The sequence below is a fragment of the Cryobacterium sp. GrIS_2_6 genome (assembly GCF_035984545.1).
Classification (GTDB): Bacteria; Actinomycetota; Actinomycetes; order Actinomycetales; family Microbacteriaceae; genus Cryobacterium.
The window spans coordinates 1,414,979-1,429,734 of the sequence record NZ_JAXCHP010000001.1; the positions used below are offsets into that span (position 1 = coordinate 1,414,979).

General features: G+C 67.9%; 16 protein-coding genes and 1 pseudogene. 11 read left to right on the top strand and 6 right to left on the bottom strand.

Annotated features, from left to right (window positions below; genetic code table 11):
* The first annotated feature begins 9 nt into the window (after positions 1–9).
* From RCH22_RS07105 to RCH22_RS07130, 6 genes are read left to right on the top strand one after another with little or no spacing between them, the layout of a single operon-like run.
* Positions 10–1,011: an XdhC family protein gene (locus tag RCH22_RS07105; RefSeq protein WP_327013356.1), complete on the top strand. Its 1,002-nt coding sequence runs from the start codon at positions 10–12 to the stop codon at positions 1,009–1,011.
* Between the two features lie 2 nt (positions 1,012–1,013).
* Positions 1,014–1,952 carry a MoxR family ATPase gene (locus tag RCH22_RS07110; protein ID WP_327013357.1) on the top strand — a complete coding sequence of 313 codons (939 nt, stop codon included), beginning with the start codon at positions 1,014–1,016 and terminating at the stop codon, positions 1,950–1,952.
* Between the two features lies 1 nt (position 1,953).
* Positions 1,954–3,273 carry a VWA domain-containing protein gene (locus RCH22_RS07115; protein ID WP_327013358.1) on the top strand — a complete coding sequence of 440 codons (1,320 nt, stop codon included), beginning with the start codon at positions 1,954–1,956 and terminating at the stop codon, positions 3,271–3,273.
* Positions 3,263–4,003 (top strand): SRPBCC family protein, encoded by a 741-nt coding sequence (locus tag RCH22_RS07120; protein WP_327013359.1) that lies wholly within the window; start codon positions 3,263–3,265, stop codon positions 4,001–4,003. Before RCH22_RS07115 ends, RCH22_RS07120 begins: the two co-directional genes overlap by 11 nt.
* Positions 4,004–4,012: 9 nt before the next feature.
* Complete coding sequence (locus tag RCH22_RS07125) at positions 4,013–5,188, top strand: XdhC/CoxI family protein (protein WP_327013360.1); 1,176 nt, start codon at positions 4,013–4,015, stop codon at positions 5,186–5,188.
* Positions 5,189–5,190: 2 nt separating this feature from the next.
* The gene (locus tag RCH22_RS07130) at positions 5,191–7,188 is read left to right on the top strand and encodes an amino acid transporter (RefSeq protein WP_327013361.1); all 1,998 of its coding nucleotides are present in this window, start codon (positions 5,191–5,193) and stop codon (positions 7,186–7,188) included.
* Positions 7,189–7,203: 15 nt separating this feature from the next.
* On the opposite strand, the gene RCH22_RS07135 is transcribed toward RCH22_RS07130, so the two are convergent.
* Together RCH22_RS07135 and RCH22_RS07140 are read right to left on the bottom strand one after the other, a co-directional pair.
* Entirely contained in the window at positions 7,204–7,500 is a 297-nt protein-coding gene (locus tag RCH22_RS07135) for an antibiotic biosynthesis monooxygenase (RefSeq protein WP_327013362.1), read from the bottom strand.
* A 94-nt stretch (positions 7,501–7,594) separates the two neighbouring features.
* A complete protein-coding gene (locus RCH22_RS07140) occupies positions 7,595–8,983 on the bottom strand; it encodes a glutamate decarboxylase (RefSeq protein WP_327013363.1) in 1,389 nt (462 codons plus the stop codon).
* 154 nt (positions 8,984–9,137) lie between these two features.
* Between RCH22_RS07140 and RCH22_RS07145 the strand changes: the two genes are divergently transcribed.
* Entirely contained in the window at positions 9,138–9,731 is a 594-nt protein-coding gene (locus tag RCH22_RS07145) for a PadR family transcriptional regulator (protein WP_327013364.1), read from the top strand.
* A 55-nt stretch (positions 9,732–9,786) separates the two neighbouring features.
* On the opposite strand, the gene RCH22_RS07150 is transcribed toward RCH22_RS07145, so the two are convergent.
* Positions 9,787–10,659 carry a LysR family transcriptional regulator ArgP gene (locus RCH22_RS07150; RefSeq protein WP_327013365.1) on the bottom strand — a complete coding sequence of 291 codons (873 nt, stop codon included), beginning with the start codon at positions 10,657–10,659 and terminating at the stop codon, positions 9,787–9,789.
* A gap of 72 nt (positions 10,660–10,731) precedes the next feature.
* Here RCH22_RS07150 and RCH22_RS07155 point away from each other — a divergent pair, with 72 nt between their 5' ends.
* The 3 genes from RCH22_RS07155 (at position 10,732) to RCH22_RS07165 (ending at position 13,003) form a co-directional block, all read left to right on the top strand.
* Complete coding sequence (locus RCH22_RS07155; RefSeq protein WP_327013366.1) at positions 10,732–11,343, top strand: LysE/ArgO family amino acid transporter; 612 nt, start codon at positions 10,732–10,734, stop codon at positions 11,341–11,343.
* Between the two features lie 84 nt (positions 11,344–11,427).
* Complete coding sequence (locus RCH22_RS07160) at positions 11,428–11,694, top strand: hypothetical protein (protein WP_327013367.1); 267 nt, start codon at positions 11,428–11,430, stop codon at positions 11,692–11,694.
* A 55-nt stretch (positions 11,695–11,749) separates the two neighbouring features.
* Positions 11,750–13,003, top strand: coding sequence for a hypothetical protein (locus RCH22_RS07165; protein WP_327013368.1), 1,254 nt, complete (start codon positions 11,750–11,752; stop codon positions 13,001–13,003).
* Positions 13,004–13,210: 207 nt separating this feature from the next.
* Here the strand turns inward: RCH22_RS07165 and RCH22_RS07170 are convergent, their stop codons facing one another.
* The 3 genes and pseudogenes from RCH22_RS07170 to RCH22_RS07180 all read right to left on the bottom strand — a co-directional run bounded on the left by RCH22_RS07170 (position 13,211) and on the right by RCH22_RS07180 (position 14,184).
* A complete protein-coding gene (locus RCH22_RS07170) occupies positions 13,211–13,405 on the bottom strand; it encodes a hypothetical protein (protein WP_327013369.1) in 195 nt (64 codons plus the stop codon).
* 8 nt (positions 13,406–13,413) lie between these two features.
* A pseudogene (locus tag RCH22_RS07175) lies at positions 13,414–13,821 on the bottom strand (hypothetical protein); the annotation flags it as partial.
* A gap of 36 nt (positions 13,822–13,857) precedes the next feature.
* On the bottom strand, positions 13,858–14,184 hold the full coding sequence (locus RCH22_RS07180; RefSeq protein WP_327013370.1) for a hypothetical protein: 327 nt from the start codon (positions 14,182–14,184) through the stop codon (positions 13,858–13,860).
* Between the two features lie 80 nt (positions 14,185–14,264).
* Here RCH22_RS07180 and RCH22_RS07185 point away from each other — a divergent pair, with 80 nt between their 5' ends.
* A complete protein-coding gene (locus RCH22_RS07185; protein WP_327013371.1) occupies positions 14,265–14,480 on the top strand; it encodes a hypothetical protein in 216 nt (71 codons plus the stop codon).
* The last annotated feature ends 276 nt before the right edge of the window (positions 14,481–14,756 follow it).

Below are 14,756 nucleotides of genomic sequence, written 5' to 3' on the forward strand. Positions count from 1 at the left end.
GCCGGGCCGATGCCACCGATTCCGGACGCTCTCGCCCGCAGGGCGCACGAACTCACCGAACGCCGCGAGCCGTTCGTCCGCGCCACCGTCGTACGCGCCCAGCGCCCGACGAGCGCGCACGCCGGTGACACCGCCGTTGTGGATGCCGCCGGCCGGATCGACGGGTTCGTCGGCGGCGCCTGCGTCGAGGCATCCGTTCGGTACTACGGGCTCAGGCAACTCGCCGCACGCGAGCCCCTCCTTCTCAGGGTCGTGCCCGAGGACCCGTCCGGCGCGGCCGAGGACGGCGCTGTCGAGGTGCGGAACCCGTGCCTCAGCGGGGGCGCCGTCGAGATCTTTCTCGAGCCATGGCATCCGGCACCGCGGGTCGTCGTCCTCGGCGCGACACCGGTCGCGCGGGCCCTCGCCACGATCGGGGTAGACCTCGGCTTCGACGTCGAGCTCACCGAGACGATCGGCGCCCCGGGCACGGCCACGTCACCGCGCCGGGACGACGCCGCACTCATCGTCGCGTCCCACGGCCGGGAAGAGGAACCCGCCCTCGAGGCGGCCCTCCGCGCGGGGGTGCCCTATGTCGCGCTCGTCGCGAGCCCCAGCCGGGGCGCCGCAGTGCTCGCCTCCCTCAACGTCGACGCCGAGCAACGCGCCAGGGTGTTCAACCCTGCGGGACTCGACCTCGGCGGCCGGACCCCCGGCGAGATCGCGGTGTCGGTCTTCGCGCAATTCGTCGCCGAACGTTTCAGGCTCCGGTCGGCGGGGCTCGCCGGAGCTACCGGGGCCCTGCCGCTCCCGGCGTCCCCGGGGGAGGCCGACGCGACGTCGGAGCCTCCGAGCGCCACTGATCCTGTCTGCGGGATGACGATTGCCGCCCTGCCCACGAGCCTGCACTACGAGCACGCGGGGACAACACACTTCTTCTGCTCCCCCGGATGTCGCGCGGCCTTCGTCGCAGATCCAGAGCGCTTCGCCCTCACGAAGACCCACGTCCACACCTCTACCGTGGAGCACTGACCATGGCACCGAGCGTTGAGGGAATCCCCTCGAGCCCGGCCAGGGGCGGGGCGACGTCCGCGGTCCGGGCGCTGTTCCCTGACGTGCCTGCACTGCAGACTGCGCTCGCCGCGGAGGACTACCTCGCAGACGAAGGCCTCGCGACGGCCCTCTTCCTCGCGGTGCGCCTGCCGCAGCCGATCCTGCTCGAGGGCGAACCGGGCGTCGGCAAGACCGAGGCGGCCAAGGCGCTCGCGAGGGCGCTCGACACGCCCCTGTTCCGGCTCCAGTGCTACGAGGGAATCGACGCGGGCGAGGCCCTGTACGAGTGGAACTACCCGCGCCAGCTCCTGGCGATCCGGCTCGCGGAGGCCAGCGGATCAGGGATCGACGAGGATGCGCTGTTCGGGCCGGAGTACCTGCGGCGACGCCCCCTCCTGCAGGCTATCGAACACCCCGGTCCCCGGCCGGCCGTGCTGCTGCTCGACGAGATCGATCGTGCGGACGCCGAGTTCGAAGCCTTCACCCTCGAACTACTCGCCGAGGCCGCCGTGACGATCCCCGAGCTCGGCACGATCAGGGCCGCGGTGCCGCCGATCGTGATCCTGACCTCGAACCGCACCCGCGACCTGCACGACGCCCTCACCCGGCGGTGTCTTTACCACTGGATCGACTACCCGAGCCCGGAACGGATCGCCGAGATCGTGCGCCGCCGGGTGCCCGGCAGTACCGAACGCCTCGCCCTCGACGCCGCGACCGCGATCACCCGGCTGCGCTCCCTCGACCTCGTCAAACCACCCGGCATCGCCGAGGCCATCGACTGGGCGGCTGCGCTCGCCGTTCTCGGCGCCGACCGTCTTGATCCGCAGTACGTCGTCCAGACCTGGGGGTCCCTGATCAAGAACAGGGACGACCTCGATCTCGCGCTCGCGCGCGGGGCCGACTGGATGGCCGGGAGCTGACATGGCGAAGATTTCCGAGCGCGCACCGGCGGATCCCGCCCCGCGGGTAGAAGCGGCCGCGTTCGCCGCGGGGTTCGTCACCGCGCTCCGCCGCGCGGGCCTGCCGGTTTCGGTCGACGGGGCTGCACGGCTCGCCGACGCGGTCCAGGTGGTGCCGCCGACCCATCGCTCGGCACTTTATTGGACGTGCCGCATCGTGCTCCTCTCGTCGAGGGAACAGCTGCCGGTGTTCGACGCGGTCTTCTCTGCCGTCTTCGACGGCCTGCTCGACCCGGCGGACCAGCGCGGTGACCCGAACGCGCCGCCGGCCATCGGCTCGGAGGCCAGGACGCGCCCGGCGCCGCACGACGACCTCGCCGCGAGGCGGCAGGAACCGCGCGAAGGACCCGAGAACCGGGCACCGACGCCTGCTCCCGCATCAGGGCCCTCGGATCCGGGCGCCGTCGAACGCGAGACGATCCTGATGCTCGCCTCGCTCGAACGCCGCTTGCACGACACCTCGTTTTCGCTCCTGAGTGCTGATGAGACTGAACAGGTTCGGAACCTCGTGCGCCGGATCTCGCTCTCGACCCCGCTTCGGCGCAGCAGGCGCGTTCGGCCGACCCGAGCGGACGGCGCCCGGCTCGACCTGAGGCGCACCGTCCGGGCCGCACACCGCACCGGCGAGGAGCCGATCCTTCTGGTCTCCTCCCGCCGCAGGCAACAACCGCGCAGGCTCGTCCTGCTCTGCGACGTGTCGGCGTCGATGGAACCGTACACCCGGGTGTTCCTCAGCCTGCTCCAGGGCGCCGTTGCGGGCGCGCACGCGGAGGCCTTCGTCTTCTCGACCGAGCTGACCCGGCTGACCCGCCAACTCGCCGTCCGGGATGCGGACGCCGCGCTCGCGAGCGCCGCGGCGAGCTCCTCGGACTGGGCCGGCGGCACCCGGCTCGGCGACAGCATCCGCCGGTTCATCGACGACCACGGTCGGCGCGGACTGGCCAGGGGCGCTGTGATCGTGGTGCTCTCCGACGGTTGGGCCCTCGACGACCCCGCTTTCGTTGCCGACCAGATGGCCCGTCTGCGCCGCCTCGCGTACCGGATCGTCTGGGTCAACCCGCGTACGGTCGCGCCCGGATTCCAGCCGCTCGTCGGGGGGATGAAGGCCGCACTGCCCTACATCGACGGCATCGTGAGCGGCCACAGTTACTCGGCGCTCGGCGAACTCGCCGACCTGATCCGCGCAGAACGGCTCGACCCCCGCAGCCGTCCCGGCACCGTATCCAGCACCGATCCCCGTACTCGACCCCAACCGACCAGAGGACATGACCATGCAGCTTGACAGCACCTTTTCCGTCACCGCGCCGATCGAGGACGTCTGGGCGACCCTGATGGACTTCGAACGTGTCGCCGGTTGCGTACCGGGAGCGCAGATCCTGAACCGTCTCTCCGACGACGCCTTTCAGGTCGGCATGAAGGTGAAGCTCGGACCGGTGGCAATGCAGTACAAAGGAATGATGAACGTGATCGAGCGGGATTCAGACGCCCACCGGGCGGTCTTCTCGGGGCGCGCCCAGGAGGCGCGCGGCCAGGGCACCGCGCAGGGGACCGCAACGCTCGTCCTCACCGAGGCGGACGGCACGACCCACGGAACCGTGAACGCCGACGTCGACCTCTCCGGGAAGGTCGCCGTGATGGGCAAGAGCATCATCGGCAGCGTCACAGACCAGATGATGGCGCTCTTCGCCGAGAACCTCCAGGCGATGCTGAGCGAGGCTCCCGTGCCGGCGGACACCGTGCCGGCGGACGCCGAGCCGCACGCGACGGCACCGATCGGCATCGTGCACCCGGCGGATGTTCCCGCCCGGACGGTTCCCAGGACTCCGCCGCCTCCGGCCGCCGGATCGAGCCTCGACGCCTTCAGCTTCGCCAGGGCGATGATCATGGAGCGCCTCAGCAACCCGGCCACGCTCCTCGGCCTGCTCGCCGTCGTCGGCTTCGTCGGCTACCGGCTCGGCCGGCACGGTGCAGCCCGCCCGGCCGCGGACACCCGCCAGGGGCGCAGACCGTGAGACTCCGCAATGCGTGACGTCATCGGAGAACTGGTTCCCGGCTGGGAACGCGGGCGGACGGCGGCGCTCGCCACGGTCGTACGCACGTTCCACTCCGCGCCCCGGCCCGCAGGAGCATCGATGCTCGTCACGAGCGACGGCGCCGTCGTCGGCTCGGTGTCGGGAGGCTGCGTCGAGGGCGCCGTCTACGAACTCGCGCAGGAGGTGATCCGCACCGGACGGCCGGCCCTCGTGCGTTACGGCATCAGCGACGACGACGCCTTCGCGGTCGGCCTGACCTGCGGCGGCATCCTCGACGTCTTCGTTGAACCGGTCTCCCGCGAGACCTTCGCGGAGCTCGACACAGTCATGCGCGACCTCGCGAGGTCCGTTCCGGTCGGCATCGTGACCGTCATCGAGCACCCCGACCCCCGCATCCTCGGCCGTCACCTTATCGTCCACGGCGACGGGGTGAGCGGAGACCTCGGTTCCGAACGGCTCACCCACGTCGTGGGCGACGATGCCCGCGGCCTCCTCTCGGCGGGGCGCACCTCGACGATCGGCTACGGGCCGGACGGAGAACGCGACGGCGCTGAACTGCGCGTCTTCGTCACGAGCTTCGCCCCGCGGCCACGGATGCTCGTGTTCGGCGCTGTCGACTTCGCCGCGGCCCTGACCCGGCTGGCCGACTTCCTCGGGTACCGGGTCACCGTGTGCGATGCCCGCGCCGTGTTCGCGACTCCTGCGCGGTTCCCCGGAGCCGACGAGGTCGTCGTGGCCTGGCCTCACCGCTACTTCGCCGAGCAGAGTGCCGCCGGCCTCCTCGACGCGCGCACCGTCGTCTGCGTGCTCACCCACGATCCGAAGTTCGACGTCCCTCTCCTCGAGCTGGCCCTGGCCGACGGGAACCTCGCCTACGTCGGCGCCATGGGTTCCCTGCGCACCCACGACGACCGCCTGGACCGGCTGCGGGCGGCATCCGTGCCCGAGGTCGCACTGGCGCGGCTGCACAGCCCGATCGGTCTCGATCTCGGCGCCCGTACGCCGGAGGAGACCGCGGTCTCGATCATGGCCGAGGTCATCTCCGGGATGTGGGGTGGCACCGGTGAATCGCTCGGCGACCGCCGGACGCCGATCCACCACAACCTGGCTACCCCGGACACCGTCGACGTGCCCGACGAGGATGATGCCCGGAAGCTCGTGTGACCATGGACCAGGCACCGGGCCATGCCGCTCGTCCCGAGATCCCTGCGAGTGTTCCGAGTCCGATCCGCAAGAAAACAGCATATGGGCCCCTGGGCCGGTGGCTCCTGGCCAACCGGGTGCAACCGGTGGGCCTCGAGAGCGAAGAGGGGACGGCATCCACTCACCCGTGGTGGCAGGTGATGTGCCTCACCGGCGTCGACTACTTCTCGACCCTCTCCTATCTGCCCGGTATCGCGGCGCTCGCCGCCGGCGCGCTCTCACCCGTTGCGACCCTGCTCATCGTCGCGCTCACCCTCCTCGGCATGCTGCCAATGTATCGCCGCGTCGCGAAGGAGAGCCCGCACGGGCAAGGGTCCGTCGCGATGCTCGAGCGGCTGCTGCCGTTCTGGCGCGGCAAGGTGTTCGTGCTCATCCTGCTCGGCTTCGTCGCGACCAGCTGGATCATCACGATCACGCTGTCCTCGGCGGATGCGACGGTCCACATCCTTGAGAACCCGTTTACGCCGAGCTTCCTCGCGGGCCAGGCCGTGCCGATCACGGTCGTGCTGCTGCTCATCCTCGGCGGAGTCTTCCTGCTCGGTTTCAGCGAGGCCGTCTCCGTCGCCATTCCCCTCGTCGCGGCGTATCTGCTGCTCAACGGAATCGTGATCGGCGTCGGACTCTACGACGCCTTCACCGAACCCGGGGTGATCGCGAGCTGGACGGACGCACTCACAGCACGGGGAAGCGGTTTCGGTGATGTCCTCGGGCCCGCCGTGATCGCCTTCCCGCTCCTCGTCCTCGGTCTCTCGGGTTTCGAGACCGGGGTCAGCATGATGCCGCTCGTCTCCGCGGACGGCAGGAGCCCCGAGGAACGACTCGCCTCGCGGATCCGGAACACCCGGAGGCTCCTCACGACGGCGGCCCTCATCATGAGCGTCTACCTACTCTCGAGCAGCTTCGTGACAACCGTTCTCATCCCACCGGCCGAGTTCGAGGCGGGCGGCGCGGCGAGCGGGCGCGCGCTCGCCTTCCTCGCCCACGAGCGCGTCGGCGAGGTCTTCGGCACGGTCTACGACGTGAGCAGCATCCTGATCCTCTGGTTCGCGGGTGCGTCCGCGATGGCCGGACTGATCAACATCGTGCCGCGGTATCTGCCGTCGTATGGGATGGCGCCGGACTGGAGCCGTGCCATCCGCCCGGTCGTACTTGTGTACACCGGGGTGAGTGTGCTGATCACCATCGGTTTCCGGGCGGATGTGAACGCGCAGGCCGGCGCGTACGCGACCGGGATCCTCGCCATGATGGTGTCCGGCGCCGTCGCCGTGACCATCTCGGCCGTCCGCCGCAGGCAACGCCGCGCGAGCATCGGCTTCAGTGTCCTGTCGCTCGCGCTCCTCTACGCCCTCGGCGCGAACATCGTCGAGAAACCGGACGGGATCACAATTTCAGTGTTCTTCATCGCGGCGATCATCGCCGTGTCCCTGATTTCTCGCGTCACACGGACAACCGAGCTCCGGGTGGACAGCGTCGAATTCGACGGGGCGGCCCGGCAGTTCGTCGCCGATTCCCTCGTCTATGACGGCGCCCTGAACATCATCGCGAACAAGCCCCAGAGCGGCGACCGCGCCGAGTACGCGGCGAAGGAGGCCGACCAGCGTGGGATGAATCCGGTTCCCGGAACCGCGGACGTGCTCTTCCTCGAGATCGAGGTCATCGACCCCTCCGGCTTCAGCAAGATCGTGCACGTCCGGGGTGTCGAGATCGAAGGCTACCGGGTGCTGCGCGCGCAGAGCCCGGCGGCACCGAACGCCATCGCCGCGATCCTGCTCGCCCTGCGGGATGCCTCCGGGGTACGCCCGCACGTGTACTTCGAATGGTCGGAGGGCAACCCGCTCTTCCACCTGATGCGCTACCTCCTGCTCGGCCAGGGCGACACCGCCCCCGTTGTACGGGAGATCATGCGCGAGGTCGAACCCGACCCGCTCCGCCGTCCGGGCACCCACGTCGGCGGCGGCTGAGGGGTTCGAAGCCGACTAGGTAGCGGCCATGATGTCGATCCGGCTGATGTCGGGGTCCCTCACGAGCAGGGTCGGCCCATGTTCGGCGAGTGCTGCCGGGACGGCCCCGGTGAGGTGTGCCTGGCGATCCTCTTCGGTGTCGAAAGTGTCGAAGATGCCGAACATGTCGTCATCGACCCGGAAGGCGTACCAGGTCCGGGTGCCCGGCTCGGCGGCGGCCAGTGCCTGTGCACCGGCGAGGAAATCCGCGACGGCCTGTTCCTGCCCCGCCCGGGCTTCAACGAGAGCCAGCACACCGTATTTAAGCGTCATCGCATTCTCCTCTGTACGTCGGCCCGCCGGACGGCGGCCCTGTCGTGAGCATAGGAAGAGCCGCCCAAGCCGGCAAGGGGGCGCCCGCCGGGAGTCAGTGCGTGAAGCCCGGATGCTGCCCCTCGACGGGCATCGGACCTTCGAGCCGGTCGAGATACGCCGTCTCCTCCTCGATCACTGTGAGCAGGCGCGCGGCGAGGTCCATGCTGAGCCCATTCCGCACGACGATCCGCTGGACAGTCATCTCGGACAGGTTGTCGGGCATCCCGTACGCGGGAACGAGCCAGCCGTGGGCGCGCAGACGGTCCGACAGGTGGAAGAGGTTCCAGTTCCGGGTGTGGCCGGGGGTGAGGCGCCAGGCGAAGACCGGGATGTCCGACCCGTCATTCCACAGTGTGAAGGCGCCGATCTTCTCGATGCCGCGCGCGAGGTACCGCGCAACGTCCTGGGCGGACTGCTGCACGGCACGGTAGCCGTCGAATCCGAGCCGAAGGAAGAGATAGTACTGCAGGAGCACCTGCGCGCCGGGACGGGAAAAGTTGAGCGCGAACGTGGGCATGCTCCCGCCGAGGTAGCTGACATGGAAGACCAGGTCCTCTGGCAGTGAATCCTTGGACCGCCAGACGATCCAGCCCAGTCCCGGGTAGACAAGGCCGTACTTGTGCGCGGAGGTGTTGATCGAGTGCACCCGTTCCAACCGGAAGTCCCACTCGAGCTCCGGCTGCAGGAAGGGTGCGATCATTCCCCCGGAGGCCGCGTCAACATGGATGGGAACGGACACTCCGGTTCGCTCCTGGATCTCGTCGAGGGCGGCACTGATCGCCGCGACCGGCTCGTAGACCCCGGTGTACGTCACGCCCATGATCGCCACGACGCCGATGGTGTTCTCGTCGACATAGCTCGCTAGGTCGTGCCCGTCCAGGCTCGGGTGCTCCTCGCTGATGGGCACGAATCGAGGCTCGACGTCCCAGTAGTTGCAGAATTTCTCCCAGCACACCTGCACCGCGGAACTCATCACGAGGTTGGGCTGCGCGGTCGACTTTCCGGCCGCCCGCCTGGCCTGCTGCCAACGTCGTTTCAGGGCGAGTCCACCGAGCATGCAGGCCTCTGAGGAGCCGATCGTCGAGGTGCCGACGGTCTTCATGGGCTCGGGTGCGTGCCAGAGGCCGGCGATCATCCGCCAGCAATACTCCTCGATCGCGGCAGTCTGCGGGTATTCGTCCTTGTCGACGATGTTCTTGTCGAGCGCCTCCGCGTAGAGCCGCCCCGCGTGATCGTCCATCCAGGTGCCGACGAAGGTGGCGAGGTTCAGCCGGGCGTTTCCATCGAGCATGATCTCGTCGTGGATGATCTGGTACGCCGTCTCCGGCTCCATCGGGTCCGCGCCGAGGACGTACCGCGGCGCAACGCTGTCCTCACCCGGGCGGGCGAAGAGCGGGTTGATCTCGAAGAACTCCGGATTGAAATCTGGGTCGGCCTGCATAGGGTCTATGCTGCCGCACTCACCGTGCATCACGCTCGACCTCCCTGCTGCGTATTCGCTGAGAGTCATTGCTTACAACTATTCACCGATATATCTTTAAGCCATCGCCGATCCTCTCGACCGTCGACCACCCACTTCCCGATTGGACACCACCATGCATAATGATTTTCGCGAACCCCATACGCACGACTCCGGCGACCGGCACGAGCGCCGCGGATTCGGCCGGGGCGCCGGGCCCGGTTTCGGCCCCGGTTTCGGCCCCGGCTTCGGCGGCTTCGGCCCGCGCGGCTTCATGCCGCCGGGTACCCAGCGCAAGCTCAAGGGCGATGTCCGCCTCGCCATTCTCTCGTTGCTCTCCGAGGCTCCCTTCAACGGCTACGGACTGATCAAGGAGATCACCGAGCGCTCGGGAGGCACCTGGCGCCCGAGCCCCGGATCGGTGTACCCGACGCTGCAACAGCTCGTCGACGAGGGCCTCATCGCCCCGACCGGTGACGGCACCGGCACCGAATTCCAGCTCAGCGAGCCAGGCCGCGCCTACGTCACCGAGAACGCGGACGCCCTCGCCCGAGTCTGGGACAGCTCGACGGCACGCGTCGAAGCCGAAGCGAACCTGCACGAAAGCGTCGCCAAGCTCATGGGCGTCATCCACCAGCTCCGCTTCGCCGCGACCCCGGAGCAGCGTGCGAAGGCCGTAACCCAGATCGACGACCTCCGACGTTCCCTCTACGGAATCCTCGCCGACTGACGACAAGGTCCTGCCGGCAGGGCTTAGTGGCGAGAGGGGTTAGTGGCGACAGGGCTCAGTCGAGGTGCTCCGCGGCCGCGGCCCGGATCGCCTCGTAAATCGTCGCGAGCACGGGCGTGTGCAGCGTCCACTGCTGCCAGTAGAGCACCACATCGATGTGCCGGCCCGGCGCGAGATCGACGAGCACACCCTCGGCCTCGCCGCTGAGGATCCGCTGGTTGGGCACCATGCCCCAGCCCAGCCCGAGGCGGACGGCCTCCGCGAAGTCCGCGGACCCCGGGATCGAGTGCCGGGGAGGCGTGAGCGGCCGTCGGCTCCGCCCCCGGAGGAAGCGGTCCTGCAGGTCGTCCTTGGCGTCGAACACGACCATCGGCGCGCGGGACAGGGCATCCGCTGTGACGCCGGCGGCGAACCATTGTGCGGCGAAGCGCGGGTGCGCCATCGGCCGGTAACGCATGCTGCCGAGCCGGGTGACGGAGCAGCCGTGCACCGGACGCACGTCAGTCGTGATCGCGGCCATCACCGTTCCCGCGCGTAGCAGTTCGGCCGAGTGATCCTCATCCTCACGGCGTACGTCGAAGGTGATCGAGTCGGGCAGGCCGGCGAGCGCCGGAAGCACCCAGGTCGCGAGCGACTCGCTGTTGACGGCGAGCGGAACGCCCGCGCGCGCTTCCGACTCCGACCCTGAGACGACGTCCTGCACGAGAGCGTCGATCTGCCGGGCCAGCCTCAGGTACGGCAGTCCGGCATCCGTGATCTCTGTCGGTTTCGTTCGCCGCACCAGCACCCGGCCCGCGGATGTCTCGAGGGCTTTGATCCGCTGGCTGACCGCGGACGGCGTGATGTGCAGGGTCGCAGCGGCCAGGTCGAAGGAGCCACGATCGATCGTCGCCGCGAGGGCCCTGAGCTGCGCATTGTCAATCGTCATGATTAGCCAGACTAATGCCTGCTAAGAAAGTTTCGTTGTACTCATCCATCGCCGCCGAGGTACGGTCGAAGAATGCTCCTCACCACCCTCGCCGGCCTCGGCTTCGGCCTGTCCCTCATCGTGGCGATCGGCGCGCAAAATGCCTACGTGCTTCGGCAGGGACTGCGCCGGGAACATGTGCTCGCCGTGGTGATCGTCTGCGCGGCCTCCGACGCGATCCTGATCCTGGTCGGCGTCGCCGGGTTCGGGGCGCTGATCCGCACGCTACCGTGGCTGCTCGCCGTGGTTCGGATCGTCGGCGCAGCATTCCTGCTCGGCTACGCGATGCTCGCCACACGCCGGGCCCTGCTGCCACGGCCGCTCGACACCTCGGTCGTCGGCACGGCCGCGACTCTTGCGCAGGTCCTTGCGACGACCGCCGCGCTCACCTGGCTCAATCCCCACGTGTACCTCGACACGGTGGTGTTCCTCGGCTCGGTCGCCGCGGCCCATGGCGACGAGCGCTGGTACTTCGGCCTCGGGGCCGTGCTCGGCAGCGTCGTCTGGTTCACGGCGCTCGGCTTCGGCGCCCGGCTGCTGCGCCCGATCTTCAGCCGGCCGGTGTCGTGGCGGATTCTCGACATCGGAATCGCGGTGATCATGACCGTGATCGCGGTGAGCCTGCTGCTCGGGATCGGAACCTGAGTCCGCGATCGGAGTGTCCCGGGCCTCATCGGCTTCACATCGGGCCCCAAGGCAACCGATAGGAACCGAACCTACGGTCGGTTCATGTCGAGGAAAGGACCCACCATGATCGCCGCCGCACGTCAGTCCCGTTCGCCCAGCGACGTCCAGGTGCGCGCGCTCTCGAGACGGGAGTGGCGGGTCAGTGACTCCCGGATCGCGAAGGACAACGCGCTGAGCGTGATCGGCTTCATCGCCAGAAACCGCGACGGTTACGAGGTCATCGAATTCGGCACCCCGGTAGCCCGGATGGTCCGGCCGGATCTCGCGAGTGCGATCTCCTGCTTCGTGAGTGAGGCCCCGCCCGCATAGGCCGACACCTCGCTCAGCGGCCACAGCAGCCTCGAAAGCGCGACAGGATAGGGAGATGACTCCTTCCCGCGCGGACCCGGCACTGCCGGTGGAGGACGAACGCACCGGTAACGGCCGATCCGAGGTGGAATCCGGTGCCCTGATCGCCGCTGCGGCTGGCGCACTCGCGGGGCTCCTCGCTGCCGTGATCGTGTTCGGTGGCCGCGCCGTCGGCCTGGCCGGTGAGAATTCCGTCGGCGGGCTCTCGGCCCAGATCGCCGGGTTGATCGGACTACCGGTCTTCGGATGGTCCTATGTCCGTTTCACCCGGCACTCTCCGCGATGGCGCAGGCGTGCCCGCATCCGGCGCATCCTCGACACCATCGGGCTGTCGCTGACCGGTGCCGCAATGGCCGGCCTCCTGATCAGCTCGGTCTACGCGGTATTCCACCTGGCCTTCCGCGAGTTGCTGCTCGACCCGTTCGCAGCGGCGCTGTTCGTCACGCTGACGGTCGCTGCGAGCACCTTTGCGCTCTTTCTCCTCGCCGCGGAGATCACGACGACGCGCCTCGCCTCACTCCTGGGCCTTTTCCTCGCCGCCGGGGTGTTCTCGAGCATGCTCACGGCGGCCGACCCGCGCTGGTGGCAGGCGAACTTCAGCGCACTCGGGATGGGCGGCGCAACCTCCGCATACGCGTTCAACCTGACGATCCTCCTCGCCGGACTCGTGATGACGACGCTCGCGGACTACCTGACCCTCGACCTGCGCTCGCGGCGAAGCGCCGCAGGCAGCGACCTCCGCGGCGTCCCGCTCGTGCGGATCATCATCATCATCGTCGGCGTGGCGCTCATCGGTGTCGGTCTCGTGCCCGTCGACGTCAGTTTCATCGTGCACAACACCTTCGCGACCTCCGCAGTCGTCGGCTTCGTCGCACTCATCGTGCTGGTCCCGCTCGTCCTGAAGGACCTCCCTCGGAGCTTCGTCGTCACGACGACGGTCTTCGTACTCGCGATAGGCGGTGCGGTGCTGCTCTGGTACCCGATCGGGTACTACAACCTCACCGCCCTCGAACTCGTCGCCGTGCTGATCGTCTTTGCGTGGTTCGTGCTGTTCGTGCGAAACGCGTCCGTCGTCGACCCGGCATCGGATGCCGCGGTGCCGCTGGCCCAGGCGGCTTCCGTGGCCGCTGTCGGGGCGGGGGCGAGGGAGGCCGCGTCGCCGCATCCGCTACCGGACGAGGGAAAAGGGGGCCGCGCCGCAGGCTGGGTTGCCCTCGGCGGACTCGTCGGCATGGTCGGGTTCGCCATCGGTCGGCTGGGACGCCGCTGAGGCTGTGCCGCCATCGGTGCGGAAAGCGGCGCCGCAAGTACGGCGGCACCCCGACCGTCATGTGCTCGGAATCCGCGGACCGGTTGTCGGCTCACTTTCGCGTCGGTGGTGGCTCAGGTGGTCGTTGTCCTTCCAGATGCCGTCGTCGGGCATGTCGAGGCGGTCGGTCAGCGGCACTCGCCAGAGAGGCGTGTCGGTGGGTTCGCCTTAGTAGTCCCTGACGCGCACAGCTTCCCCGTTCTCGAGTTCGCCGATAGTCACATTGCGGTAGAGGCGTCCATCGCCGTAGTTGAAGGTCCACTCGACCACCGGGACATCCCCGAGGCGCAGGCGTCTGCCGACTTCCAGTGTCGGTTCCGCGACGTTGCCCTCGACGCTGCCGATGAGTTTGCTGGTGCCCACGATTTCATGTGGACGGGCTCCGTCAGCCTGCCCTGCATACCCAGCCAATACTCCGAGCGACCGCGCAGCTCGCTCACCGAATGCTCCGACCAGAAGTCGGACGCGATGACGACGGGGGTCGCTTCCCAGGTGACCGCCTTGGCCCCGTTCTCGCAGAACTCGAACGTCTTACGGTGCTTCGGGTCCGGCCACCCACAGCTCGGATAGTCGAAGCAATGCTTCTGGTTCATGGACAGGACCGTCGTGCGAGTGCGGTTCAGACCCATCTGCTCGATGGCTGGTTTCAGGGAATGGTAAACGCCGGGAACACCGGCCGCCCAGCTCTTCGGCCCGTCGCCGACCTCGAGACCCTTCTCGTCAGCGTCGTCGAAATGAGGAGTCTTTCGGGTCCTCGCTGTATCCCTGCTAGTGGCAATACCGACATCGGTTGCCCCGTTGAGTTCGTCTACTTCTCAAGCCTCAACGGGCGACTGCTCCGCCGAGAGCGCCTCGATCGTCGTTTTCGACACTATGGCGTCCACGACTTCGCTGGGGATGTCTTCCTTGGCGCGCAAGTGAGCTTCTTCTTCCTGTTTGACCTCAACGCGGGCAGCCTGCCACGCCGACCAATGCCCGGACACAAGCGCCCACAACGACAACGCCGAAACGTAAACGACACTGTCCACCCAATGGGTGAACAGCGAAATCGGGATCATCGCGATCCAAAAGATGGTGAGCCACCCATTCACCTTTCGCATGAAAGCAGGGTCACCCTGCACTGACGCCCAGAGACTTTTCATCACGTACTCCTCGGTTATCGGGAAGCCGAACTTTCCACTACTCATACACCCAAACTGAATGGGGCGCAAAACCCATATCGGTGAGACTGACGACCGATCGCGTCGCATCGCTGGCACAGACGATCGGTCCAAAATTGCGTTCTCTGTGGGAAGAGCGTTGCATGGAAGAGGTTCAGGACTTTTTTGAGCACACCGCCGCCGGCACGCAAGGCCAAACGTCATTGCCGACAGAGGATCAAGGTAATTTGGATTGCGGCGACCCTGCCGGGCTCACCTCGTTCAACTATTGGCCATAAGCAGCTCCGCACGACGCGGCCCAAGAGATAAACAACGGGAGAGAGCGTCGCCGAACGCGGTCCATTCTCTTCACTGCGTTGACAGAGACTCAGTCGCGCTCCACGCAGTGACCCGGCGGCTGGAATGGTCCCTCCAGAAAGCGACTCATCGTGTCACATTGTCGCCGAGCGCAAGAGGAACGATTCGGCGGCCTGACGATCGATTCGGCCTTCTTTGGGTGGCTGCCCGCTCACAGCAGTCCTCCTTACCTCCTCGGTCTCTGATACGGCGGCCAG

What these genes read in the sequence shown, in the direction of transcription:
- RCH22_RS07115 (WP_327013358.1), top strand. Translation starts at nt 1,954, where the DNA reads ATGGCGAAGATTTCCGAGCGCGCACCGGCGGATCCCGCCCCGCGGGTA.
- RCH22_RS07105 (WP_327013356.1), top strand. Translation starts at nt 10, where the DNA reads ATGCCACCGATTCCGGACGCTCTCGCCCGCAGGGCGCACGAACTCACC.
- RCH22_RS07180 (WP_327013370.1), bottom strand. Translation starts at nt 14,184, where the DNA reads ATGAAAAGTCTCTGGGCGTCAGTGCAGGGTGACCCTGCTTTCATGCGA.
- RCH22_RS07165 (WP_327013368.1), top strand. Translation starts at nt 11,750, where the DNA reads ATGACTCCTTCCCGCGCGGACCCGGCACTGCCGGTGGAGGACGAACGC.
- RCH22_RS07110 (WP_327013357.1), top strand. Translation starts at nt 1,014, where the DNA reads ATGGCACCGAGCGTTGAGGGAATCCCCTCGAGCCCGGCCAGGGGCGGG.
- RCH22_RS07125 (WP_327013360.1), top strand. Translation starts at nt 4,013, where the DNA reads ATGCGTGACGTCATCGGAGAACTGGTTCCCGGCTGGGAACGCGGGCGG.
- RCH22_RS07135 (WP_327013362.1), bottom strand. Translation starts at nt 7,500, where the DNA reads ATGACGCTTAAATACGGTGTGCTGGCTCTCGTTGAAGCCCGGGCGGGG.
- RCH22_RS07130 (WP_327013361.1), top strand. Translation starts at nt 5,191, where the DNA reads ATGGACCAGGCACCGGGCCATGCCGCTCGTCCCGAGATCCCTGCGAGT.
- RCH22_RS07145 (WP_327013364.1), top strand. Translation starts at nt 9,138, where the DNA reads ATGCATAATGATTTTCGCGAACCCCATACGCACGACTCCGGCGACCGG.
- RCH22_RS07120 (WP_327013359.1), top strand. Translation starts at nt 3,263, where the DNA reads ATGCAGCTTGACAGCACCTTTTCCGTCACCGCGCCGATCGAGGACGTC.
- RCH22_RS07155 (WP_327013366.1), top strand. Translation starts at nt 10,732, where the DNA reads ATGCTCCTCACCACCCTCGCCGGCCTCGGCTTCGGCCTGTCCCTCATC.
- RCH22_RS07140 (WP_327013363.1), bottom strand. Translation starts at nt 8,983, where the DNA reads ATGCAGGCCGACCCAGATTTCAATCCGGAGTTCTTCGAGATCAACCCG.
- RCH22_RS07160 (WP_327013367.1), top strand. Translation starts at nt 11,428, where the DNA reads ATGTCGAGGAAAGGACCCACCATGATCGCCGCCGCACGTCAGTCCCGT.
- RCH22_RS07150 (WP_327013365.1), bottom strand. Translation starts at nt 10,659, where the DNA reads ATGACGATTGACAATGCGCAGCTCAGGGCCCTCGCGGCGACGATCGAT.